We start from the raw sequence: 23,895 nt of genomic DNA, 5'->3' as shown, positions 1-23,895 counted from the left end.
TGGGGAGTATCAGTCCGTATACTGTTTTTATGGGATCGGCTATACGGTAGGCCTGCTCGCCGACACCGATGCTCACGGTATGGCAAATTGGTGCGATTTTTTCCGTAGATCAGGCGGGCACGGCCATTCCACCGGTTTGGTTACAGGTGGCTCGTGATTTAGCGCTACTGCACTATTTACCGGGGCAGGTGGGCCTGACCGGCCTACATACGGCCAATCCACAAATTTGGTGGTTATATGGCCCTCTGGTACGCCGTCGGCGCTTCAGGCGCACACACCGAATTCTCCGGGATCACCTTTGCTTTTCGGCGCTCTGGATTTTTTGGCAACAAACAGCGGTAAATGGATTTTGCACAGTCTGACCAATACGGGCGTGCCCGGTGCAAACACGCCTAACGGTACCTGGGCGGTGTATGCGCGCTTTCCAAGCACGCGCATGACCGGTTGTTTCCCCCATGGTGAGTGTTATAACGATCCAGATGTGCGCTTCGTGAATTATTTCTGGGATGGCCGGGCAGTACACTATTTCCCCCGTCTGGCGTATGGATTTCGGCAAAGCACTGGCTGTGTGGAGTTGCCATTAAAAGCAGCACAACGGGCCTATGGGATGATACATATCGGTACGCCTGTGACGGTGATGCCATGATCCGGTGGATGCGGCTCAGTGGGCATGTAACGTGGTGCTTCTTGGCTTTTTGAGGTTATTTATTCTCTGTAATGCCACTGTTTTTAAATATGGTGTAAAGATTGGTCGAGTGCTGTGGATTGGATCACTTTCCGACCTGTATCGACTGCCCGGAGCTATCCTCATTTCATTTTCTACGGGTCTGGGTAAACACACTGCTTTGATCATTTCTGATGGTTTGCTGCATGCACTGGATGGACGCGAATTGGTCGCTGTATTGGCGCATCGGCGATGACTCCCATGGAGAGGCTGCCGATAGCCGTGTCTGCCTGACCACCAGGAATATCATGAATGGTGAGTCCCTTGTCCACTACCGATGATTGCTCAAAAAACAGCATCCAGGGTGCAATCGTAGTGCCCAAATTAGCCAGAATGACATAGGTAAAGGCACCTAGAGCGGTGCCGATGGGAATATGCCAACTGCCAACTGCGGCAACGACTTGGCTCCAGTCCGGATGCGCGGCAATGGCCAGCGGTACGAAAACGATGTTTCCAGCAGCAATCCACAGAGCCACGCGTTCCCAAGTATTGTAATGCAGAAAGATCATGATCGAAGCCACGAAAACCCAAGCAATGGGCACAGAAAGATAAGGGGGCACGGAAAAAATGCTCATGCCTATTCGAATGCCGATAAACTCAGTTACCAAGGTCAGGATGTTCGCGATGGTGAGATCAAGCAGTGAGAACACGCCCCAAAAAGCACCATAGCGTCCCCAGATCATTTCGGCGTGCCCCCGATGAGTCACCGCGCCAAGGCGAACGGTCATCTCCTGTACAATGTAAGCTACGGGAATCATCAGTAACAGGAAGGGAATAAAAAAACCAATGCCATACATTGCGCCTGTCTACGCATAAGTGATAACACCTCCCGCATCGTTGTCCGCGATCATTACAAGGATTCCAGGCCCAATCAGACTTAGGAATAGGAGAAGGCGTCGCCACCAGGAAGGATGGTGACGGAGTTGATAGATTCGCCAGCGCTCTTGAATGCGCTGACGTTCCTCCTCGGGTAATTGCTGCAGGAGATCTGCCTCGGTAGGTGTTTGAGGAGTTTCCGATAAGATTGGCATTAAAACTTGATCCTTATGCAAAGGGATGAACTGCAAATGTGCTTCTTTATCAGTAACATAAATAATGATTGGAGATCTCGCTATACTTGCAAACTATTATAAATCATGTCACCGAATTATTCATAATAGTTGCCTGATTGGCACAATAATTCCGCTGAATGGAACCATTGCCCGAGCCTCAGCCCAGTTAGAGAACTTAGCGTTCCAGCATGAATTGCATGAGCTTGTGATGGACGTGCCAGTCCGAGGGTTAGCTGACACCGAGTTGACGACTCAGCACAAACGCGGATATCCCGGTTTTCGCCTGGCTGATCAGGTAAATGGCCAGAAACAAAAGGGTCAAAGGCAAATACGTTCCTTGAAAAAGTGTTCCGGCAATCAACGAAGTCTGATAACGACAATGGCTGCACTGAAAGGTCTTGCGCGAGCCGCATTTCAGAACAGAATGCCGGGTTCTGCCACATCGGGGGTAGTGAAATCCGTTTGGCCAACGCGCCGATTCCAGGGCTGTTGCGCACTGTTCTTCGGTGCAAATCGCTGCTACAGAAAACATAAATTTTAAAGTGACATGAATTTCATAACCACCCATGAAAACCACACTCAAGGAATATACCGTCTCCTGAACATGCCAACAGGTTAAGTATATTCCAAATCCTAAATGAGATGTTTTATAAAAATAAACTTAAAATATGTTTTAACGTGAAAGACTATCAATTTGGGCTTATCAATAAATTTCTCAGCAGATCTTTTGCCATCCAGTGCTATACCCACGAAGCGCACCTTGGAGCCCATATTTTGATGGAGTTGTCTTGGCAACGGCTTTTGCACAAGACTGTTCCGGTATCGAACAAAAAAGAGCGGCAATTAATACGGCGTTAAAAATTCGTTGAATGATTTCCATATCATTTCCAGCCGAATTGGCTCAAGGTCATCATTATCGTTCCCCCGCGTCCGCAAGCAAATCATCCATGCTTGCGTCATCTGCTTCCAGACATTCCAAAATCGGACACGCATGATGCTGGTTGGGATATTCTTGTTGGCAATCCTGAATTAGACGGGCCAATACGATTTCCAGTCTTCGCAAAGCCTGAATTTTTGCAAGCACCGCAGATTGTTTGATTTTTGCCTGATGCAGTACTGCACCACAGGCTTGGGTTTTGTTGGTCTGCAACAGAAGGAGTTCACGCGCTTCTTTTAAGGTAAAGCCAAGCTTTTGGGCGTGCTTGATAAACCGAATGCGTGCAATAGTCTCCTCGGGATACCGACGGGATCCAAGATGCGGCTTCTTGGGCTGCACGATAAGACCTTCCCGTTCGTAATAGCGTACCGTTTCGACATGGACACCGGCAGCACTGGCCACTTCGCCAATACGATAACCTTGTCGATGAGATGGCTCAGTCATGACACATTTCCTTGCAGAAGGTGAAAATTCTGCTGAAAACCGGTTCGTTCATGACTCGAGACTGGAGCGGGAATTCTCTCAATAAATTTTGCAGCCCTCTTTCCATGTGATCCTGACGCATGATGGCTTTCCTTATCCGTTAGCCGGCACAACAGGACAATTGCTTGACATCCTTGGTAAATGTCTGGGCACAGAGTTTCAGTCCTTCCACCATGGTCAAATAGGGGAACAATTGATCCGCCAAATCCTGGAAGCGCAATCCACCCCGTAGAGCCAATGCCGCAGACTGGACAATTTCACCACCCTCAGCAGCCAGAATCTGCGCCCCCAATAATTTTCCAGTGGGTTCGTCCACTACCAGCTTGATAAATCCTCGGGTGTCAAAATTCGCCAAGGCTCTGGGGACATTGTCCAGACTCAGGGTGCGGCTGATGGTTTTGATCCCCCGCTTTTCAGCCGCCTTTTCATCCAGTCCAACCGTGGCCACTTGCGGATCTGTAAAGACCACAGACGGCATGGCACTTAGATCCAGTGCGGCATCGCCTCCTAACATGTTGACGGCGGCACGTGTGCCCCCCGCAGCGGCGACATACACGAACTGAGGATGCGTAGTGCAGTCTCCTGCCGCAAAAATGTGGGAAACGCTCGTACGCATGTGGTCATCAACCAGGATGGCACCAAACTTGTTGGTGGCAACTCCAAGGAATTCCAATCCCAAATCCTGCGTATTGGGTTGGCGACCCGTTGCCACCAGCAACTGATCTGCACGGAGCCGCTCCGAATCAATCTGGATCTCGAACTGCCCATTATTATGGTGCACGCTTTCTGGAACCGTCTGCTGAAGCACCCGGATACCTTCTTCTGCAAAGACAGTCTGTAAACCCGCGCCTAGTGCTGGATCTTCCCTGGATAACAAGGTACTGCGTGCCAGAATAGTGACCTCTGCACCCAGTCTGCGGAAAGCCTGTGCCAACTCTACAGCCACCACCGAAGCACCCAATACCACCAGATGCCGGGGTATTTCTTCGGCGACAAGTGCTTCTGTCGACGTCCAGTAGGGAGTCTGGTTCAATCCGTGTATTCGAGGCACATGGGGATGCGCACCAACAGCAATAAGAATGCGATCTCCCCGAACGGACTGCTCTTTTCCGTCGTCTGTGCGCACGACAATAGTATGGGCATCGGCGAATCGAGCGGTTCCCTGGAGCAGGGTAATCTCTGGATGAGAAGCGAGTACGTTGACGTATTTTTCGTTGCGGAGTTCGTCCACACGCTGCTGCTGCTGCGCCACCAGTGCCACACGTTCCACCGTAGGCTCACAATGGCCCAGTCCCTGGAATGGGTGTGCGCGCTGCCAATGTGCCATTTGCGCCGCGCGGATCATGATTTTGGACGGAACGCAGCCAATATTGACGCAGGTTCCCCCCAACGTCCCTTTTTCGATCATCGTAACGCGCGCGCCACCATCAACACAGCGGATCGCCGCAGCGAAGGCTCCCGATCCAGATCCCAGAACAATCACGTGTAATTTTTCTGCTGCAGGCGCATCGACACGAGTGCTTCGGTCGTGCAGGTCTGCGTCCACCTTGGCGACCTGTGCGCCGTAACCGCTCTTGACGACAGCCGCAGTGAGCACGGAATCAGCAACGTCGTCGGCTACCTCCACCTCCGCATAACCTTCAGGAAAGAAAACGTTTGCTTTGTCGACACCGGCGACGTCCTTAAGGGCTTTTTCTACGGTCAAAGCGCAGTGCGTACATGTCATCCCGAGTATGTTCAACTGAATGGTTTTTTTCATCGTGATACTCCTTGTATCCGTAATTCAATACGCGAATCAAGCATGCGCCAAAGAAGCCGGATACCCAATATTCCTAAAGGTTTTCAGGAGAACAGACGGACTCACTTTTTTGGCATCATAGGTCACCGTCACCGTCCTTTTCATGTCATCAATATGGATATGCTGCACACCCGGGATGCGATGCAGTGCAATATAAATAGCCGTTTCACAGGCCTTATCCCCACAGCTCATTGACGGCACGCTGAATACCGACGTAACAGAAGCTGACTGCACGACAGCAGCAGAAGAAGGCGTGCCAGCCCACGCGAAAGACATAGCGAGCACGCCACTTGCCAGCAGTGAAAGCGCAGATATCAACACCAGATTTTTTCCTGAATTTATCTTTATGTGCATTTTAGTCTCCTTGAGTTCATTGGAATTTAAAAGAACTACATCAACAAGCCGGGCAACACATGCGGCAATGCCAGAAAGACAATAACCAAAACGGTACCCGCCCATAAAAGAGGGGATTGCCAACGACCCAATCGTCCAACCATCGAACACGAACTACAGGCCAGCGCCTTTTTTTCGCGATAATTTTGAACGTGGGCGTATCCCAAAAAGGGCAACACGACCACATCCAGGTAAGGGGCGTAAGGATCAAGTACCCGCAAGTTAGCCATCCATGCGCCGCCTACACCAGCCACAATCAGCAATAGCGGCAAGACACAGCAAGCGGAAGCCAGGAAACCCACTATGACCGCTACTAACAACCCCCATAGCCCCTTTGGTCGGACATTCTGCATATTCGAGTTATTGGTGGCGCAGCCAGATCCCTGTGGATCCGATTTACTGACCTTGATATTCATAACGTCTGAACCTCCACTCATCTGGATAGAAGCGTTCTTCAACCTGTCTACCAAGGACTATAGATGCCGTAGCATGGTACGGTGTCAAGCGTGGACCTCCATTTCAGGGTAGAGGCCTCGAGTCGCTGGACCGCAGGCTTCACCTTTGACGTGGAGGTCGGTAGTGATGTTGAAGTACTACTCCACGGGGATCATCTATGGCTGGGCATCGATCTACTTCCCCGAAATCATCAGGAAATGATTTTCTATCACCTGCTGCTGAAACTGAGCTTCAAAAGGATAATAGCCCCTGGGTTTTTTACCCCAGCCAGATTCAGTTTATGAATCACATTGAATTTTCCCAGCAATGTATCGGCCAGATAAAGCAATTTATGGCCTAGCTCCGGGCACTGGTGATACTCAACTTGGATAACTGCTTTGGGCCATTTGCTTTCCGCTGCTGAATGACCGCTTTCAGTCTGCAATTGCAACAATTACCGTCATCCGATAGCTGTTCATCTGACAGATTATACAGACCTTCAATACCAGGATCTGCAGCATGACTTCGGTGGGATAGGACGTGCGGCCACCCATCGGCCGATGGGTGGCGCCATATACCTGCGCTGCTAGTGCCGTAAAATCGATATGGCAGCCAATCCGCAGAAGTGGATTTCAACTGACCCTGTTCCGATGGTGCAGATCTGCGGAAAGCAGGTCGGATTTGATCGCGCTTTTTCTGGGCTTCATCGGTCATATCCTGTTCCTTCCAACTGTTTATCTTTTATCATATACAATCGAAATAGAGAGTTTTTTCGATATGCACAAAAAAATAGTAACATGATCATGGATTGCAAAAATCGCAATAAAGAGGATCCGCCCATTCCTGATCTGTGCATTTTATTTCCCTGTGTTCTCCACATTTTTGACATGCGTATAAATCCATATAAAATATCTTGGTAGGTCCATTGCAGTTCTTGCAAGGCAATCCTGGAAAGCGCTCGATTACAGTAAATCCGGGAGTTCCGCAGCCAGGACAACAGGATTGCATTTTTATGAGCAAATCTTTTGTTGCCTTGGCAATCATTTCCATCCTCTTCGGATTGGCGTAAGCCCGACCATCTGTTTCAATAAAAGCATATCCTGTAGTGGAGTTGTTAATCACATCATGGAATATTTTTTCATAGAGATCCCAACTGGTTATGTTTTTTATTATCCTGTTATCACTTTCATGATCAGGCCGAATAATGATTAACTGGTCAGGAAATCCCACTTTTTTACCAAAAGTCAATGCTTCTGACCAATTTGAAGTGATGAGATGCTGGTGATTACCCGGCCCTTGTGCTTCTCCTATAATTTCAGTCTTTGTCTCATTGTCAATGAGTACAATGATTTCTCGATTCCAGGGGATAAAACCCGTAAAAGGATCCGGGCCAAAAGCGCCTTCACTGGCCAGGCCTAAATTGAGCCCGCTCATCTCCATGCCAATCCTTGCTTTATGTCGGGCAGTATTTAACTGATTGTCAACCCTTTCAATATCTCGGGTAAAAGTACCCTGTTGATCAGTATCGTAATGCTTTATATGCGTTATGTAGCATTGCAAATTTTTTTCTAGAACTGGAATAATTACCGCCTCTTTTCCATGTTTTGTTATAAATGCAATATGTTTTTTTAAGTAATAAGACATAGACTCCTGATTGGTTGGGAATGGTTTTGAATGCATGGCGTTCTCCCCTAATAAAATTGCTTTTAGGCTGTTTGTGTAGCTGATATGGGCATGAAATCCTGTTCCATACCCTGGAAACAACTACATCAATACCCACTGATTTTTGGCACGACGCTCAAAGAGACTGCCATCGGGAGCAATTTGCACAATAGTGAGCCAGCGATTATCAACAAGCTGGCCCAGAATCGTGCTATTCCCGATGATGCGATCCATCACCTCCGTTGGCGCTTCAATGAAGGCAGACAAACGCAATGGCTCGTGCTGAAGCCCTCCGTTACTATCCCGCAAGGACTGTTCAGAAAGACCGATACGCAGATCCCCCCCGTTCCCTTCCAGAACCCCGATAGTGCCTCCCACCACGTTATGCAGCACCTTGTTCCCACAGCCCTGGCGCTGGTTATCCACAATAGAGCCGTAATACTGCATGTTGATCCAGTTGGCCACAATCAGCGGTGCCGTCATAATCAGCGTCAAAACTGCAAAATCCGGATCTTTGGCTACATCGTAGTCGTGAAGAAAGGCGCGCCCTCCCAGGTTCATTTCCCGCGTGCGCCAGCGTGGAGCAGCGATGAAAGCGGCGTTACCCGCCAATGCCCATTCGGGACGGACCTGCGACCAGTCGCGGCCCCGGAAGTTCATGTTTTTGGCGACAGCGTCCTGATCCTGCAGATTAGCCTCCAGGCGCAATATCCTTTCCAGTCGGGTAAGGTTGGCTGCCTCAGCCAGCGCCTCACGTACCTCTTCGAGAAGCGGGTTGTCCAGTCTGGGGTTATTCCACTCACCCAAAATCTCCACCCGATCCGTAGTGGTATCGTGCAGCGCCGGCACAAAGCAGGTATCAGGCTTTATATCCCAACCTTTTTGCACCAAAGCCTCCCGAACCCCGGCATCATTGAGCAAACGCGCTGCAGCTTTGGCGTTTACCTCCCCGGTTTGCCCGGCACAAGCGCCACAATCCAGTCCCGCACGGTGCGGATTATTGGTGGTGGAACTACCATGACCTACGAGTAGAACCATGGGGGCCATTCCCCGATTCAAACCCAGACCATTCAGAATAAACTCAGCCATGGCGGTTCGTTCCTGCAGGGTTAACGACCCGGGCAGAACACACTGCAGACTGGCTCTTTCCGCTGCATTCAAACCTGCTTCGTCGGGGGGTACGGAAGCCCGGTGCCATCCTAAGCTGTCTGCCAGTAGCTTGCCCACATAAGACAGACCGGCGGTTTCCACGAAAGAAAAACAGGACGAGGCCGAAAGTTTGAATTGTTTCCATGCAGCTCCCCGGCGTAAGCGACGGAATCGGTTTTGAATAACGGCTTCGGGTGCCTCTTCCTGGACATGCACACTGGGGTTGAGCAGGACGGGCGACTGTGTTCTTGCTCCAGCATCTCCCTGTCGCTGATAATCCATTAACACGCCAAAGAATCCTGCGAATCCAATCGTTTCCAGCGAAGGCAAAACACCCTCAAGATGCCGCCGAAACACTTCCGAACGGACATCAATACAAAAGGCAGCCTGTACCTGAGCTTTGCTCTGGGATTTTTGCGCCGGTGAGCGACGAATTTTCGTTGCCACCTGTCGACGGTAGGCTATTTCCGTTGCGCGCAGCAGCACTTCTCCCCGCTCGGCATTGGCATTATCCGCAGTTTTGTTGTCAACAATCCATCCCTCAATCTGTTTCCGCCAACGCTCGATGATCTTGGGTTGCGCTACCTGACGCAGAAGCGCTTCCCAAACCATGCGGATGGTGAGTAAATCAGCGAGATCCTCTTGCTGATCGCCTTGCAATTCTGCCTGCCAAAGCAGATAACGACACCAGCTGGCCCAGCCTCCAACGGATTTCAGGAGTACCAGTAAATAGGCCTCTTCTGCAGTTGTTGGAATGGCCAGATGTTGCAAGGCCCATATTCTCGCCTGTGCCGCATCGGCTGGCATAGCGAGCAGCCCGGGACGAATTTTTTTGAGTCCTAAAGGACCCAGGCTACGATCCGTAAGGGTGTATTGCCGCCAAGTCGCATAGAGTCCCAGCCGGTTGTCCTTGGGAAAACTCCACAAGGATTGCCCCCGATCATAATAGGCCGCCAAAAAGTGACTGATCTGCTCTACCACGTACTGTGAAATGGAAGCATGTCCCCGACGATCCATTAATTCCGGCAATCGCGGCAGGCGCATGGGTAATTCGGGATCTTCCCGGAGATAGGCTCTCCAGTCTCCTTCGTCTGTGGACTGGCCCAGATCTTCTGCGGCCTGAAGAATATCGGCCATATCCAGCTTGCCCGTTTGCAGAAGATCTGCATACCAGCGTCGATCCATCAATACCCGCTCGCCAACCGTCTCCTGAAGCTGTGCGGCTACCTGCGAAAAAGGTTGGTCGGCGAACCCCCAATAAGGATTGACGGCTACAAAACTGTCCAGGGGCCAGACCGGAGCAATCCGGCGCATCACTCGATCAAAAAGTTGTTCGGTATTTACTGTATTGCTTGTATTCATTAGATGCCTCCAGACTTTTCAGGAATATTCTGGTTTTGTGCGATGGTTTGTAAGGATTCCACGGCAAGATTTTTGCGCGGGAGTTGCACTCTGACGCGTTCGGACCAAAAGCGATGCGAAATCTGCTCTACCCAGTAATCTGTATATAACCCATTGTAAAGATGGGTAAACAGGATCATCTGCAGATTTTGAGGCAACAATCTGCGTCCGGGACCCTGTAACCAGCTCAGTATCAGAAACCCTATGGCCGTCAAGGCAACCAGTGCGAGGTAGGAAACCGATACAACGGGCAAGGAGCGGGTCAGATTTGAAGTGAAACCCCACACAAAAAGTGTATGCAGAACCAGATAGGTAAACCCCATGCTTATGGCAACGATTAAGGACGTAACCCGATCAGGCATCGTGCTGAACAGAAAGCCCCTGATCATGATCTGCGAGATAGCTATGGCGACAATCATCACCAATGCGAACCAGGTCGGATTTTGGAGTGGATTTTCTCCGAAAAGCCATGCACCTCCCCCGGCAATCAGCGCTCCCAGCACCGTCGCCAATAGCCATGAACCCATGCCGGGTATTTTCTTGCCCCCGGTTGGTACTTGCCGCAATTGATCGGTGACACTGCCCGAAGACAGAAACGCATGCGCCTTGTAAAGCGAGTGACCCGTCAAGTGCAGCAATGCCAGAGGGAACAGGCCAAGACCCAATTCCAGTGACATGAATCCCAGTTGCGCCGTAGTTGACCAAGCCAGCATGGATTTGATGGAAGTCTGGGTAGTCATGACCAGCGAGGCAATAATCACCGAAGCAAGGCCCATGAAACCCAGTAAAATCAGTGCATCAGGAACGCGTATCAAGAGCGAACTGGTGCGAAGGGCTATAATGGCACCACTATATACCACGCCCGCGTGCATCAAAGCGGATACCGGGGTCGGTGCCTCCATGACCTGAATCAACCAGCCTTGAAAAGGAAAATGAGCGCTTTTCAGAATCACTGCCATCACAATCAACCAGGCAGCCAGCTGCAAAGCCCAGGGAATACTTTCCGAGTGCTCCACAAAGTAACGGATGGAAGCAAACTCGAGGCTGCCAACTTGCTGCCCGATGAGCAGGGTAGCCGCCGCCAGGGCCATATCGGCGGCTCTGGCAAAAAGCGACTTTTTATGGGCGGCCATGATCGCTTTGGGCCGGTCAGCGTAAAACTTCAAGAGCTTGTTCAGGCTGAACCCCATGATGATAATGCCCAGGGTAAACAGGCCGATATTTCCTGAAACCACAGCGATCAGAAAAAAACCGCCCGTAAGTGCAAGCAGGCGAAAAAAACGGGCTTGATGAGGATCGCCATCCAGATAGCCGACGCTGTACTGCGCAATCATGACAATCACGAAAGACACCAGAGTGGCCAGGAGCAAGGTCAAACCATTGACGGCAATTGACAAGGGAAAATCAAAATGCAGAACGGCAAGAGGAATTTCCGTGATGATCAGATCACTTCGTGCGCCCCAAAAAAAACCAATATCTGCAGCTATTGCTATCGCCAAGGCGGAGATCGCCGCCCAACGTACGCGGTAACGATAAGACAGAGCGGATTGTCTTGTCGTCCGCGCATTGGGAATGGCGGCTACAATCAGTCCGGCAGGCAATGCTGCCAGCAACGCTCCTGTAAGCCAGGGAATGGAACCTATTGAAAACATACTTACCTCCAGGGTTCAAATAACCGAGGAAGACAGTAATAAAATTTTAATATTTATTCTAATTTAATATATAAATTATATATATTTACTTTTATAAATATATCAAGTCCGCGCGGAAATTGTTAGAGATATCGAGCCAGTTCAGGCCATAACTGCACGAGACGATTAGTAATGAAGGGTTCCTGAGAAACAGAGAAGTCCAAAAATTTTCCTGCTGTTAGGGAGAGTTGCCGGTTTCGGGGATAGACCAAAAACCATTTACGCATGATGGGAAACTGTTCCGTCTCGAGGACCTCAATGGGGCCACTGGTTCCTTCCAGTGCCAGTGAATGAATGGAGAGAATGGATATTCCCAGACTGCTTGCTACAGCATGCTTGATCGCTTCATTGCTGCTGAGCTCCATAGTGATCCGGGGCCGCAAGCCTTGTTCCTCAAATAGGCGCAAGTAAGCATGCCGCGTTCCTGATCCCGGTTCCCGGATGAGAAAGGGAGTTTCTGCAACAGCGTGCAGTGGGACAGGTTTTTTTTGACGGGTAAGAGGGTGTCCTCGCGGTACCATGACCGTCAGGGGATTCAATGCAAAAGGAATAGCCTCTACATCAACCTCGTTGTCGGGTACCTGTCCCATGACATAGAGATCATCTTCCCCATTCTGGATGCGTTGAATGATTTCATCGCGATTGCTGACTGTCATGGCAAACTCGATCCCGGGAAATTGCTGACCGAAAGCCGCCAGTAGCTCCGGAGCAATATATTTGGCAGTAGTCACCACGCCCAAGCGTAATTTTCCCCGACGTATTCCCTTGCGATCAGCAAGTTGTGTTTCCAGGTTTTCAAAAGTACGAAATAGCTCCCGGCAGGCTGCATACAGATCCTGACCGGCATCAGTGGGTCGAATTTCTTTTCCGCTTGATTCAAATAAAGGAAGCCCTATCGCTTCTCCTAGTTTTTTCATTTGCAAGGAGATGGTTGGCTGTGCCAGAAAGAGCTCATCCGCTGCCTTGGTAAAACTTTTCATGCGAATAACCGTAGAAAAAATCTGCAATTGCCGAAAAGTCACATGGCGCAAAAGCGAATGAAAGGATCGCGATTTTTCTTCTTGATTTTGCTTGTTATTCATAAATAAACCTATGCGCTCCCTAGATGGATTCTACCTTGATATATTAGCTTCTTTCAATGCGAATGTTGTGAGACTTTTTTGATGTAATGTAGGCTTCCAAGACCGCAAGCCAAAATTTTCAGAAAGAATTTCAAGGGGATCAGCTTAGTGAAGTCGTGCTATACTCTCCACGGGAACCGCATCAAACCGTGCAGAATCCTTTCTGCGTATGCTCAATATAATCCATATAAGAAAAAAACTACCTGTTTAAATACCTCTGGCAGATTCTGATACGGTCATATTGTAATAAATATTACTATGCTATCGAGCAAACATCAGCAAGCAGTTGATTAAAATTTTTATGTACGGCAATCCTCCTGATACGAACGACTGCTTTCAGTCTGGGCCTGCCCTTGGTTGGAAGAACTGCAGAGCAGCCCAATCAGGCCCTGTCCAGCTAAAAGTTTCACAAAGCTTTTACCATTTCACTCCCAACCCGAAAAGTATCAGCACACACTCCCTGCAGAAATTCATCGTCCAGACCAGACTATGGCGCAACAAATGCAGTCAGCGTTGTAGACATTGATGACAGAAGGAGGAGGGAGCTTTCGATCTGATTTTTTGTATAACCAAAAAAACAAAACCGCATGCTGCCATAGTACAGGACATCTGAAAAGAATGTATATATTTGATATGCTACAGACTACTGTCATTCCACAAAAAGGAGGCTGACATGACCGCATCCCACAAAGATCAACTCCTCGCACTTGGCGAAAAACTCAAACAGGACGTGGAAGCCGCTGGTAATAAGCGTTCAGATGTTTTTCTGTCCATCTGGAATGGCATTGAACAAAATCTGCTGGACAAAGATTTCGACCCGATGTCCGCGCGTGATCCAAAAACGCCCGTCGAACTGAGCCTGCGCGAAGGCTTGGTGGATATCGGACGTTGCTATCTGGCAGAGGATGACCGTCTGCCCAATGACGTGCAGGTTTCCGAATAAACAGCGCTGCGGCATTGGATCTGTTGGATGCGCCCTGGTTTTATCCAGTGCTGGGCAATCACGATGCCATGCTACGTCCACCGGAATGGAGCGCGTAACGCTGGGAAATGTGCCCGTGCTCTAAAGAAATAAGGGGAGAAAATACACATGGATATTGCCTTGGAACAGGCCTTGCGGCGGGATTATCCCGCACTGTACAGCCACTACCGGGAAAATCATTTCTGGTGCGAAGACGGCTGGTATCCATTGCTTTGTGCTTTGTCACAGACGCTGGAAATCCACGCTCAAGAGCATGGCATCCGTATTCACGTCCATGAAGTCAAACAGAAATTCGGGACAATGCGTTATTATTACGGCTATGATGGCGTGTTGACAGACCGGCAGAAACATGCCCTGTTTTAGATCGTCGAAGAATATGAGAATCGCTCCCGCCGAATTTGTGAGCACTGCGGTTTGCCGGGCACCTTATTGGTCCGTGACGGTTACTGGTATGTGGCCTGCCCGGAACATGCCAGGGGTGGACTCACGCCCGCAGGCAAACCGGACAATCGACGCCAGCTCTGGATTGATGGACTGACAGGCGGATAGTGGGCGGGATTCTTCGTCATCCACTAAGCGACGGTCACGGCCTTGGGGCAATTTGGGCTTGCGCACTAGTTCAACAGGATTGATGAGGGATGCCATGCGCCACTCATTATGGGCAACCTCAAACAAATGAGAGAGTAGGGCAAGGTGCAGCCGTATCGTATTCGCCGCTTTACCCTCGGATTCCATTTCTTTAATGGATGCCGAGACATCTTGACCAACAATGGAAGCCATAAAGCGACAAGCAATTGGTCGGGCCTGCCATTGTCGAGCAAACCCTCGTTCACGGCGACCGTCGCCATTTTTCGTCGGTATGATGTCTTGCGCGTATCGCTCAAGACACTCCTTGAGCGTGGTGCTTTCCGCTTCGCTACGGTCTCTCCAAACCCCACGCACCATTTCGGATTCGGTGATGGTGGCCCATCCTTCCGCTTCTTTCCGTGTCCGAAAGGTTTTGTACTGAGCAGGGAACCCCTTTTTACGGACAGCAACCTACCAGCCGATATGCTCACCTTCTCTGTCATAACTTGGAATGATAGATGCCATATAGCCTCCCGCAATGAGTATCTAACGAGAGGTTAAACCAGACTGGACTGTGGTGCAATTACGGTGCAAATTCGATATGGCAAAGAAAAAAGGCTTAGATAAAAGTCTAAGACTTTGTTTTATTTGGTGGGTTGTGAGGGGATCGAACCCACGACCCGCTGATTAAGAGTCAGCTGCTCTACCAACTGAGCTAACAACCCAAGGAAAACGCATTATAAGGATTTAGAAAAGGAAGGCAAGAGGCGGCTAATCAATCTAATGGGCCACGCGTTGACGGAGACGGATGACGACCTCGACATTTTCCACTTCGGTTTCAGCGGGTATGTCAGGAAGCTTACTGATTTGCAAGGAGCTTGCAGGAATATCCTGTAATTGGCCGGTATCCACATGATAGAAGTGGTGGTGCATGGACACATTGGGATCGTAGAAGACCTTACCTGGTTCTACAATGACTTCACGAACCAAGGAGTGGTCTGCAAATAAACCTAATGTATTGTACACTGTAGCCTTGGAGACCACGGGATAATCTGCGTTGACCCGCTGCATGATTTCTTCAGCAGAAAGATGGGCACAAGAAGAGAAGAGGGCATAGCCAATCTCCACACGCTGGCTGGTGGGATTAACACCTGCATCTCGTAACGTTTCCAAAACACGCTGCTTATTCCAATCCTGATTGTCCATGTATGGTCCCTCTATAATTCTAAACTGGGTATAATTGTAGCTTTATCTAGTTACCAGGGGAAGACCTGATCAAGTCCCTTTCTGATAATGTGTTGCTGGAGCATAAGGGGTGGCATCAATGGGAGGGGCCTTGTCGGTGAGCAGGCAAGTAAGTATTTCTGCTGTTGCGGGTGCATTGGTGAGGCCATAACGAAAATGACCCGCAGCAACATACAGGCCGTTCCAGCCGGGTAGGGGGCCTATATAGGGAACACTCTCAGGGCTGCCGGGTCGCAGTCCCGACCATTGTCTGATGATGCTGGAACTAGTTAGGCCAGAAAGCTGATCACGCGCAAAATTCCACAAGGTTTGCCGTGCTAGCGGCGTAACAGACTTGTCAAATTGCACGTTCTCACTGGTGCTGCCAGCTAGAATGAGACCATCCTGTCTTTGTACCAGGTAGTGATTATCTTGCATCAACATGGAATCAAGCATACCTGGAGACCCCTGCAGCAACAGCATTTGGCCACGTACCGGATAAATTTGCAGATGAATATCAATTTGTTCAAGTAATTTTCCGGTCCATGCTCCAGCTGTCACTATAGCCTTGTCTGAAGCGATAAATCCCTGATTGCTTTCCACGCCGAGTAGTTGTTCATTTTTGCGTTTAAAGCCCGTAATTTCAGTTTGTTCAATGAGTTTGATATCAAGCTGTCGACAGCGTTCAGCCAGGGCAGATAGCAAGCGAGGATTCCGAACCTGTGCCACCTCAGGGCACCAGAGGTTTTTTTTGGTTGTAGCTTTGCCGCCAGAGACTTGCCAGTTCAGGCCCCAATTTTGTCCCCAGTGGCTGACATCAACTGGAAAAACTTCATTTTCTCCCTCAATAATGCGTAACCCGGACAAGGCCCACTGCGGATCAATATTGGTGAGAGAAGCTAACTCCGAAGAAAGAGCACGTTGAAGTGACATACTATAAAACGACAGTCGAAGAAGTTCCGGGGGATAATGCCAAGGATAAAGAGGACTGAGAATGCCACCGCCAGCCCAGGATGCCTCCCTGCCAATTTGTCCCTGATCCACAATGGTTATGGCAAAACCTTCCTCAGCAAGCCGAACGGCGACAAGCATGCCAATGACTCCAGCCCCGATCAGGACGATGCTTTCTCGTTTTTTCAGCACCAAAAAGGCTCCATGGTGAGTTAAAAATCTATCCGATAAAATATGTTTGCACCATTCTGGGTGCCATTTTCAGTTTGTAATTCTATATGCTTACTAACTCGATAACGCAATCTGGCAACCGTTCCGTTTCCCATCACCGATTGGCCTACGCTCAGATATAAATCTGGCGTCAAATAATGGCCCAAGGTAACCATGGCTCCAGACAAACCTTGTTGACCATTAGAGGTTACGCCAACATCAATACCACTATTACTCAGACTATTTCCGAAAAGCGCTGCACGACTGGCAGAAAAGAGAGTGCCTGCCGCAGCCGAAAGTAATTCATCCTGATTACCCAGACCACTTGAAGGCGTGCCGAGAAGTAGATAAGACAAAATATCGGCCTGAGACATGGATGGATTGGAATAGAGATTCACTTGTGGTACCTGCAAAGTCCCCGTTACCTGAACACCAGCTTTTACCGGCGTATTATCCACGGCAAAGCTGTCAGAGTTTTTGATGGTGCGTACTGCGAGTACATCGAGATTAGCCTGACTGGCGGCCCCATGAAAGTTGATTGAGCCTCTTTCAAAATCAAGGCTATGGCCATAAATATCATAATGACCATTGACCATACGCAATATTCCTTTTACAGCAGGACTATGTCCATCCTGCATCCTGACATCCAGGGCCCCAACCAAATCGGCACGTAAGCCACTAATGAAGACTTTGGCATCGTTACCCAGAGTGACCTGCAAATTCACACTTAGAGCAGGACCTGCATTATTTTTCTTGATATTTTTAACAAAAACAACATCACTGGACGGTTTTGGTCCGTTAAAATCTGTGCCGAGAATACGCAGGCGATTCGTATGAATGGCACCCCCAATATTTATTTTTTGTAAGGTGCCATCAATATGAAGATCGGGACTGACAGCCGCCTGTACTTGAGGAAGATTCAAAGCCGTAAATGCATGGCCAGCTATGTGTAGGGCAAAATGTGTTTCGGGTCGCAGGTAGATGGTACCGTTTCCTGAAATATGACCTGTTCCCGAAGTTGCGTGCATGTCACTGATTTGCAGCTCTTGACCATTGCCTAGCAGTTTGGCCCCGACATCTTGTAAATCGAGCCCGGCTTGAGGAACATACAAACCAAGACCTTGTAACTCAGCAGTGCCGTGCCATTTGGGATCTGCCCAGGTTCCGGTGATATCTCCTTCTATATTACCACTACCTTGGGCTCGCATTTTCAGGGCTCCGATAGGCAAAGCCGCAAAAAGAGGAGCCCCCAGTTTTGCCTGAACAGTCGCTTGAATTGCTGCTTGCTCATTCCAACGCCAGGGCAGGGCGAGGGTAACTGGACTATGCAGGTGTATTTGCGCAGAGCCCCAATTTTTTGGCAATTCCAGATATGACGTTAAGTTTAGATTTTTGGGTTGCCAACGCACCTGGCCGCTGAACTTCTGCAAATCAATGGATTGAGATACGTTATCAGATAACCAATGCAACTGGGTTTTCTCAAAATTCCAATTACCCTCAGCATGACAAACACCATGACATTGTGCCTGTAAATGGGTATTTAAATATCCATCAAGAGATATATCATTATTTTTTTGTTTAATATCAAGCGGAAGAGATGAAATATTCAAATTTAAACTGGCCAGGTTTTGCGCCGGGTTATAAAACCCTTGAGCGCCGATCTTTGATCCATGAGAATCATTGAATACGAGTGGAGTGATTCGAATGACACCGGAATTCCAGGATAATGTCGAGGGATGCTCCAGTTGCCAAAATCCGAGGCGCTTGCTTTGAAAATGGCTTTGATTTAATAAGAGATTCCAGGTTGAATGAGAATGTTGGACTAAACTATCCAGAGTAAATTGATTACCCGCTGATTGTGCTTTAACGTCCATTCCAAAGTGCGCCAGAGTACCATGAGCTTGTGATTGCAGGTTGATCAGATACTGTTTGTATTCTGCGCCTTCGATATGCAGATTGGCTAGCAGCTTATTGTTAGTAAGAAGAGAGGCCTGGGCATCAAGTTTTCGGATTGCAATGCCTGCATAGAGCACTTTATGGGCATGTGCTTTTATACTACCCACCCAGTTCTGATTGGCCTGCGCAATCCAGCCATGAGCACTTGTTGAACCACGGGCATCAGGAGTCAACATTTGCCAATTGTCAACATTCAAAGAAAATGACAGATGTTTCTGCAAGTTACCAGAAGCAGTGACGGTTAACCCTGACCCACGAATATTCGCCTCTTGCAAATCCCACTGATTTCCAGAGAATTTCAGATCAGCATTACCCACCAGATTGGTTTTATATATTTGACTGGGTAACACCTGCAATTGGATACGCCCATTGATGTTTTTTGCTGCTTGCGCAGCATTTATGATCATATTACAGGACAACTGGCCGGGAACAGTAGAAAAAATACGTTGATTTTGTAAACCTCTAAGCCGCAATTCACCCTGTACATTTATCAACGGTTGCCAATCTATTTTTAACTTTGCAGGTAGCAGTTTGGCACCGAGCATATTTCCCGTATAATCATATTGTAGGCCGGTACTGCTTCCTTCAATATTCCCTTGAATGCCACCAAAACTTGGCGATCCATTCATCGCAAATGCACCAATATAATGATTAAAATTCCCATGCAGGTGCAATTTAAATGATAAAGGGCCGGCCGTTACAGACTTCGGTATGTCTTTGACAGCGATGTTGCTCTGGTTTCCATATATGGAGAAGTCACCAGCGCTATTCTCTGGAAGGTCTATTTTCCAGAATCCGGTGGTGGTTGTACTGAGAGATGGATTTTTTAACTCCATAGAATTCAATAAAATTTGGTGCGGAGCTATCCGAATCAGGCTGCTGATACTACTCAGTGAATTTTTCTGATTAAATAGTAGCTTAATTGGCCCACCAAATGTATTGGTGCTTAAACCATGCCACGCCGCACTCCAACGGAGGCTAGTATGCGCAGGAGAGGACTCAATCCAGTCCCCCGTGGTGGTGAGGCTGCGTTTTTCCATTTGGACTTGCGCAGAAAATTTCAACTGGCCAGTGGAAAGATCTGATAAAAGTTCGTTAATATGGATATTCCCATGATTCCATGAGATATTTTTAAGAGTGCCACTCCTTAATCTAAACGCATTTTTCTGTCCTTGCCACACCTGTAATTTTTCAATAGTAGTTGGCCCAACATGTATTGCGATGAATCGTGACCACAGCGGTACAGCTGGCCAAGCAAGATTCAGGTTACTTGGTTTTGAGGAAGATTTTGGTAAATATAGTTGACCATTAATAATTTTAAGGTCTACAACGTCAAGCTCTCCCCATAATAAATGACTAGGATGCAATACCCATTGTAAGTTCTGAGCAGTAAAGCGGGAAGATCTACTGGACCAGTTCAACTCTGATATTCTTAAACCATCCATTAAAGTTCCACTGATTTTTTTTGCACTTAAATGTGGAACTTGGGCCAATGCCCAGTGTGCACCGTTGTTGGTATTCAATAACCAAAATAGTCCAGAAAAAATAATCCCTAAAGTACAGATAAAAATCAAAATAGCCAGGTTTCTGAAGCGCATCACAGGCTAAATCCCACTGAAAAAGCAATTCGTACAGCCGGAGCCTTAGGATTCACTAAAGGATGTGCCAAATCAAAACGAATAGGCCCGACTGGAGAATACCAGCGGAACCCAATTCCTACATCCTGAAGTACGTGCACATTCGAGAAGCTGTTAAAAGCATTACCCGCATCATAAAAAGCAACAACTGCCCAATTTTTGCTGACAAAGCGTTGAATATTGAAGCCAGCGACAGCCAGTAATCTGCCACCTTCCACTGCTCCATCGCTATCTACCGGACCCTGTGACTGAAAGGCGTAACCAGGAAGACTGTTTTGTCCACCTGCAAAAAAACGCAAGTTGGGCGGTAAATCACTAATGGGGCCATTCAACCACATCGCACCCACTTTGGCTCTTGTACCTATGACCCATTGCCGATTAATTCGTACATTCCAGCTGCCACGGGCACTGAATCTTACAAAATTAGCGGTGCTCCCCCATACTTTACTGGCGCCCTCGGCGCGAGCCGTCAGCGAGTAACCGGATATAGGCCGTAATATATTGCGGAAATCCTGGATCGTATATTGTAGGGAAGGGTAAATATAAAAACTGTTATTCACTTCATCTGCGACCGTATAGTTAGCTTGCTCAAAATTAACCAGAGCTTCCAGGGAGGTGGTTTTATTGCGGCTATTATCATCGCGCAATGACCACTGTCGCCCAACACTTGCCAGCATCTCATTACTATCGTAAGCAGTGAGCGTTTGATTCTGATAACTGGCTTGTGCAATATATTCGGATCCTATATTTTTTCCGATAGGCCACTTATAAAGTATGCTGACGTTTCGGTTAAGCTGCGCCGCCAAAATAGAGACGCGCACATGCTGAGCTTCATCAAAAGCATTGTAATTATCATAAATCAATGCTGCATTAGGGCCAATATCTGTACTATAACCAGCACCAACCTTAATATGTTGTGCTGGCATACTTTTCAAATTAATGCTGACAGGAACGAGATTGTTTTTTTCTGCATTCAACTCGCCCTGAACCGAGATATCTGAAAAACGATCCGCGTTACGCAAATTACTTTGGGTAACCGCCAAGGCTGCCGGTGCGTACCAGTCTCCTTCTTTAAAAGAAACATAACGCTCAACAAACCATCGAGGATAATGCTCTGCACCATGGACAGTGATAGAACCAAAACGAAAACGAGGTCCGGTATTTAACCATAAATAAATATCCGACCAAAATTCTTTTTTATCGATTAATATTTCATGGCGAGTATATTCTGCCTTGGCGTAGCCTTGTCTATTTAACGCTTCCAGTGCTTTACCTTTCCACTCTTCATAATCGACTTGATTAAGCACAGCCCCATCTTTTATTGGAAAAGCCTTGTAAAGATGGATTATGGATGGGGTATTACTGCCTGTTCCGGATTTTTGGAGGTCAATTTTACGAACAATAATTGGCTTACCCAGTGAAATTGAAAATTGCAACAGATAATTTTTTGGACTGATAATTTTTTTACTGATTTTCCATGTTGCGTCGTAGTATCCATAGGCCTGTAATGCATCTTTGAGCCGAAGGTTGGCAGACATTTCTGTTTCTTCAAGGCGGTCCGCCTTGTCGTCAATGGTCACGGGGGGTAAGGCTTTGTTCAGCTTTTCTGCCATGGAAGTAGGAACATCCTCAAAGCCAAAATGAACCACGTCCGCCAGAGCCGGGAACGAAAAAAATCCCAGCAACAAGACAATTGCCCCCCTGGATCTTGACGAGGCACGACTTTTAGCTTTTGAATAACGCTTTGTTCTTGAATTTGTTTTTTTCAGAAGCCCCCCTGCATCTCTATGTGCTGAACTTACCTTGTCGATCTTAATGATTCTAACATGATTTTCGGCAAATGCAGGGGAGCGCGAACAAGCTCTGAAGGAAACTATTTCTCTCTATCGAAAGGAGAGGTATTTTGGTGGATTTCCCGATACTGGGTGACCACAATGTCCTGATTGGTGCTTTTGCGCATTTTCCGTTTTTGCCACCAGAGGAAAATCATGCCGCTTGCACCTAAGATCGCCACCGCAATAAATGCGAAAATGGCGAAAAAAAACAAACCAATCAATAAGACCATACCGACCATGACGGTCAGCAAACGCACCCACCAAGGTGCCCGATTGCCGGAAAAAGAGTAGTGTGTCATCGCGCTCCCTCTGAAATTAATCTGTTACTTTGTGTGACCATGATCCCCGTTTGAAGTTCATTTCATAATTTAACATAATAACTATTATGCGCAGCGTCATATATTGGCTTAACAACATATTCGACTATCTACAAGGTGCCCTATGTTAGCCAAGAGCATCAAGACGCATGGAGCGAAGTCAAAGCATACGAGTCAAACAGTTCGGTAACGTCCTGCAGATCATCCTTGAAATCCCTTGGAACGAAGTCCACGGCCAGAACCAATGGAAAGCCTACCTAGAACAAAAAGCCGCAGAGGCGCCGCAAAAATCAACCCACTGGCAAGACCTGCAAGCAAAAATCATCCAAACCTTCAAAAGCACAAACAACATCAGCGCGACCGCAAAACTCTGCAAGTGCAGCTATTTCACCGCGAACAATATAATCCGCAAGGAAAAATCACGAGAGAACCGCGACCGTAGGCAATCCGCCATCAAGGAAGCAAAACACCTGGCAGAAACCCACGTATCAACCCGAGACATAGCGCGAATCATGGGCAAATCACCCGAAACCATCCGACTATGGCTCAAATCCTGAAACACAAGATGTAGTAACCTGGCCAGCGGGCAGGACCACAACATATAGTAAAAAGCGCAGCTCACACAAAACCAGATCACAACCTGAAAAGAGGCTGTTACGCCCGGCCATCGACTGAACACATTCACCAGCGGGGCGGGCTTTCATCGACTCGGCCACCGTTCCCCCCATTAGAGCACGCGATAACCACGCTTTCCGCCCTTCCCTCTCGGTAGGGTTTGCCAAGGGACAGGGGTTGGTTGGAGGGAGTGGCCGGGCAAGCCCGGAAGAACGCCGTTACCGCGTAACACCAATTCCGCGACATGTCGCAAAATAGGGTCAGCGAACAGTAAACCGCGAAATTGCCAGATTAACCCAAACATCAGGCGCGGCAGAACCCGAACTCCTGGACTCTAAATCCACCAAACGATCAGCACGCACTACGTCGCCACCACACAGCGCCAAAAGATCAGGATAACGGCGGCAATAATCAAAGCGCGGAACCGGCGGAGCCGTCACAGTGGCAGGACGCGAAGGAGGCGCAGGAGGCGCAGGCCGTGGCCGAGGTCTGGGCGTAACAGGCGAAGAACGAGGCGAAGACTTCACCCGCAGCACTGGCGACTTCCCCCAGCGCGGACCATTCCGCAAAGAATACCGAAGATAACGTTTAAACAGGAAGGCGGCGACAAAAAAGGCCAAGAAGAGCACCAAATAAAGCCACCGCGGAAAACCTGACATAAACGGAAAAACCAGCATATTCCCTACCCTCCCCAGTTTGCAGGCCTTATAGATAGTTGATAGGGGCGGAAGGTACAAGGCATGAATTATATTCAC

At 48.4% G+C, this 23,895-nt stretch carries 22 protein-coding genes, 1 tRNA gene and 2 pseudogenes; 5 read left to right on the top strand and 20 right to left on the bottom strand.

Translation table 11 applies throughout. The features are described from left to right. Positions 1-322 precede the first annotated feature (322 nt). Positions 323-646, top strand: coding sequence for a L,D-transpeptidase (locus BLW97_RS07015; RefSeq protein ID WP_242947735.1), 324 nt, complete (start codon positions 323-325; stop codon positions 644-646). Between the two features lie 203 nt (positions 647-849). Here the strand turns inward: BLW97_RS07015 and BLW97_RS07010 are convergent, their stop codons facing one another. From BLW97_RS07010 to BLW97_RS06955, 13 genes and pseudogenes are all read right to left on the bottom strand, one after another. Continuing rightward, on the bottom strand, positions 850-1,521 hold the full coding sequence (locus BLW97_RS07010; protein ID WP_278278496.1) for an NRAMP family divalent metal transporter: 672 nt from the start codon (positions 1,519-1,521) through the stop codon (positions 850-852). Positions 1,522-2,008: 487 nt separating this feature from the next. After that, positions 2,009-2,284, bottom strand: a pseudogene (locus BLW97_RS07005) (transposase); the annotation flags it as partial. Between the two features lie 207 nt (positions 2,285-2,491). Further along, on the bottom strand, positions 2,492-2,656 hold the full coding sequence (locus BLW97_RS19410) for a hypothetical protein (RefSeq protein ID WP_158025144.1): 165 nt from the start codon (positions 2,654-2,656) through the stop codon (positions 2,492-2,494). A gap of 33 nt (positions 2,657-2,689) precedes the next feature. After that, positions 2,690-3,157, bottom strand: coding sequence for a MerR family transcriptional regulator (locus BLW97_RS07000; RefSeq protein ID WP_075322766.1), 468 nt, complete (start codon positions 3,155-3,157; stop codon positions 2,690-2,692). Positions 3,158-3,296: 139 nt separating this feature from the next. Beyond that, positions 3,297-4,961 carry a mercury(II) reductase gene (gene merA / locus BLW97_RS06995; protein ID WP_479714975.1) on the bottom strand — a complete coding sequence of 555 codons (1,665 nt, stop codon included), beginning with the start codon at positions 4,959-4,961 and terminating at the stop codon, positions 3,297-3,299. 30 nt (positions 4,962-4,991) lie between these two features. Further along, positions 4,992-5,471, bottom strand: a complete 480-nt coding sequence (locus BLW97_RS06990) for a heavy-metal-associated domain-containing protein (RefSeq protein WP_242947734.1) — start codon at positions 5,469-5,471, stop codon at positions 4,992-4,994. Further along, entirely contained in the window at positions 5,384-5,803 is a 420-nt protein-coding gene (locus BLW97_RS06985; protein WP_242947731.1) for a mercuric transporter MerT family protein, read from the bottom strand. Before BLW97_RS06985 ends, BLW97_RS06990 begins: the two co-directional genes overlap by 88 nt. Positions 5,804-6,051: 248 nt before the next feature. Further along, positions 6,052-6,276 carry a hypothetical protein gene (locus BLW97_RS19405; RefSeq protein ID WP_158025142.1) on the bottom strand — a complete coding sequence of 75 codons (225 nt, stop codon included), beginning with the start codon at positions 6,274-6,276 and terminating at the stop codon, positions 6,052-6,054. A gap of 14 nt (positions 6,277-6,290) precedes the next feature. Further along, positions 6,291-6,529: pseudogene (locus tag BLW97_RS19995) on the bottom strand (transposase); the annotation flags it as partial. A gap of 94 nt (positions 6,530-6,623) precedes the next feature. Further along, on the bottom strand, positions 6,624-7,502 hold the full coding sequence (locus BLW97_RS06970; RefSeq protein ID WP_242947730.1) for a DUF6671 family protein: 879 nt from the start codon (positions 7,500-7,502) through the stop codon (positions 6,624-6,626). An 84-nt stretch (positions 7,503-7,586) separates the two neighbouring features. Beyond that, entirely contained in the window at positions 7,587-9,995 is a 2,409-nt protein-coding gene (locus BLW97_RS06965) for a YbcC family protein (protein WP_075322760.1), read from the bottom strand. Then, positions 9,995-11,686: a proton-conducting transporter transmembrane domain-containing protein gene (locus BLW97_RS06960; RefSeq protein ID WP_075322759.1), complete on the bottom strand. Its 1,692-nt coding sequence runs from the start codon at positions 11,684-11,686 to the stop codon at positions 9,995-9,997. The genes BLW97_RS06965 and BLW97_RS06960 overlap by 1 nt, the downstream gene beginning before the upstream one ends. Positions 11,687-11,808: 122 nt before the next feature. Next, entirely contained in the window at positions 11,809-12,807 is a 999-nt protein-coding gene (locus BLW97_RS06955; RefSeq protein WP_075322758.1) for a LysR family transcriptional regulator, read from the bottom strand. Positions 12,808-13,519: 712 nt separating this feature from the next. On the opposite strand from BLW97_RS06955, the gene BLW97_RS06950 reads away from it, so the two are divergent. Continuing rightward, entirely contained in the window at positions 13,520-13,789 is a 270-nt protein-coding gene (locus tag BLW97_RS06950; RefSeq protein ID WP_075322757.1) for a hypothetical protein, read from the top strand. A gap of 147 nt (positions 13,790-13,936) precedes the next feature. Beyond that, entirely contained in the window at positions 13,937-14,191 is a 255-nt protein-coding gene (locus tag BLW97_RS06945) for a hypothetical protein (RefSeq protein WP_075322756.1), read from the top strand. Between the two features lie 63 nt (positions 14,192-14,254). Here the strand turns inward: BLW97_RS06945 and BLW97_RS19040 are convergent, their stop codons facing one another. The 7 genes from BLW97_RS19040 to BLW97_RS06910 all read right to left on the bottom strand — a co-directional run bounded on the left by BLW97_RS19040 (position 14,255) and on the right by BLW97_RS06910 (position 22,507). After that, positions 14,255-14,473: a phage integrase gene (locus BLW97_RS19040; protein WP_010639027.1), complete on the bottom strand. Its 219-nt coding sequence runs from the start codon at positions 14,471-14,473 to the stop codon at positions 14,255-14,257. A gap of 571 nt (positions 14,474-15,044) precedes the next feature. Beyond that, a tRNA-Lys gene (locus BLW97_RS06935) sits at positions 15,045-15,120 on the bottom strand. A 55-nt stretch (positions 15,121-15,175) separates the two neighbouring features. Continuing rightward, a complete protein-coding gene (locus BLW97_RS06930; RefSeq protein WP_010639029.1) occupies positions 15,176-15,601 on the bottom strand; it encodes a Fur family transcriptional regulator in 426 nt (141 codons plus the stop codon). 69 nt (positions 15,602-15,670) lie between these two features. Beyond that, the gene (locus tag BLW97_RS06925) at positions 15,671-16,762 is read right to left on the bottom strand and encodes an NAD(P)/FAD-dependent oxidoreductase (protein WP_075323602.1); all 1,092 of its coding nucleotides are present in this window, start codon (positions 16,760-16,762) and stop codon (positions 15,671-15,673) included. A gap of 20 nt (positions 16,763-16,782) precedes the next feature. Next, positions 16,783-20,334, bottom strand: coding sequence for a translocation/assembly module TamB domain-containing protein (locus BLW97_RS06920; RefSeq protein WP_075322754.1), 3,552 nt, complete (start codon positions 20,332-20,334; stop codon positions 16,783-16,785). After that, on the bottom strand, positions 20,334-22,061 hold the full coding sequence (locus BLW97_RS06915) for an autotransporter assembly complex protein TamA (protein ID WP_341465659.1): 1,728 nt from the start codon (positions 22,059-22,061) through the stop codon (positions 20,334-20,336). The genes BLW97_RS06920 and BLW97_RS06915 overlap by 1 nt, the downstream gene beginning before the upstream one ends. Positions 22,062-22,246: 185 nt before the next feature. Beyond that, a complete protein-coding gene (locus tag BLW97_RS06910; RefSeq protein ID WP_075322753.1) occupies positions 22,247-22,507 on the bottom strand; it encodes a hypothetical protein in 261 nt (86 codons plus the stop codon). A 167-nt stretch (positions 22,508-22,674) separates the two neighbouring features. Between BLW97_RS06910 and BLW97_RS06905 the strand changes: the two genes are divergently transcribed. Both BLW97_RS06905 and BLW97_RS19765 read left to right on the top strand, forming a co-directional pair. Next, the gene (locus tag BLW97_RS06905) at positions 22,675-23,082 is read left to right on the top strand and encodes a hypothetical protein (protein WP_075322752.1); all 408 of its coding nucleotides are present in this window, start codon (positions 22,675-22,677) and stop codon (positions 23,080-23,082) included. Positions 23,083-23,581: 499 nt separating this feature from the next. After that, on the top strand, positions 23,582-23,725 hold the full coding sequence (locus BLW97_RS19765) for a hypothetical protein (protein ID WP_207650567.1): 144 nt from the start codon (positions 23,582-23,584) through the stop codon (positions 23,723-23,725). Positions 23,726-23,895: the final 170 nt, after the last annotated feature.

Source organism: Acidithiobacillus albertensis, from assembly GCF_001931655.1.
GTDB classification, from domain to species: domain Bacteria; phylum Pseudomonadota; class Gammaproteobacteria; order Acidithiobacillales; family Acidithiobacillaceae; genus Acidithiobacillus; species Acidithiobacillus thiooxidans.
Note: the sequence above shows the minus strand (reverse complement) of the source record. Positions and strands in the feature narration are given on the sequence as shown.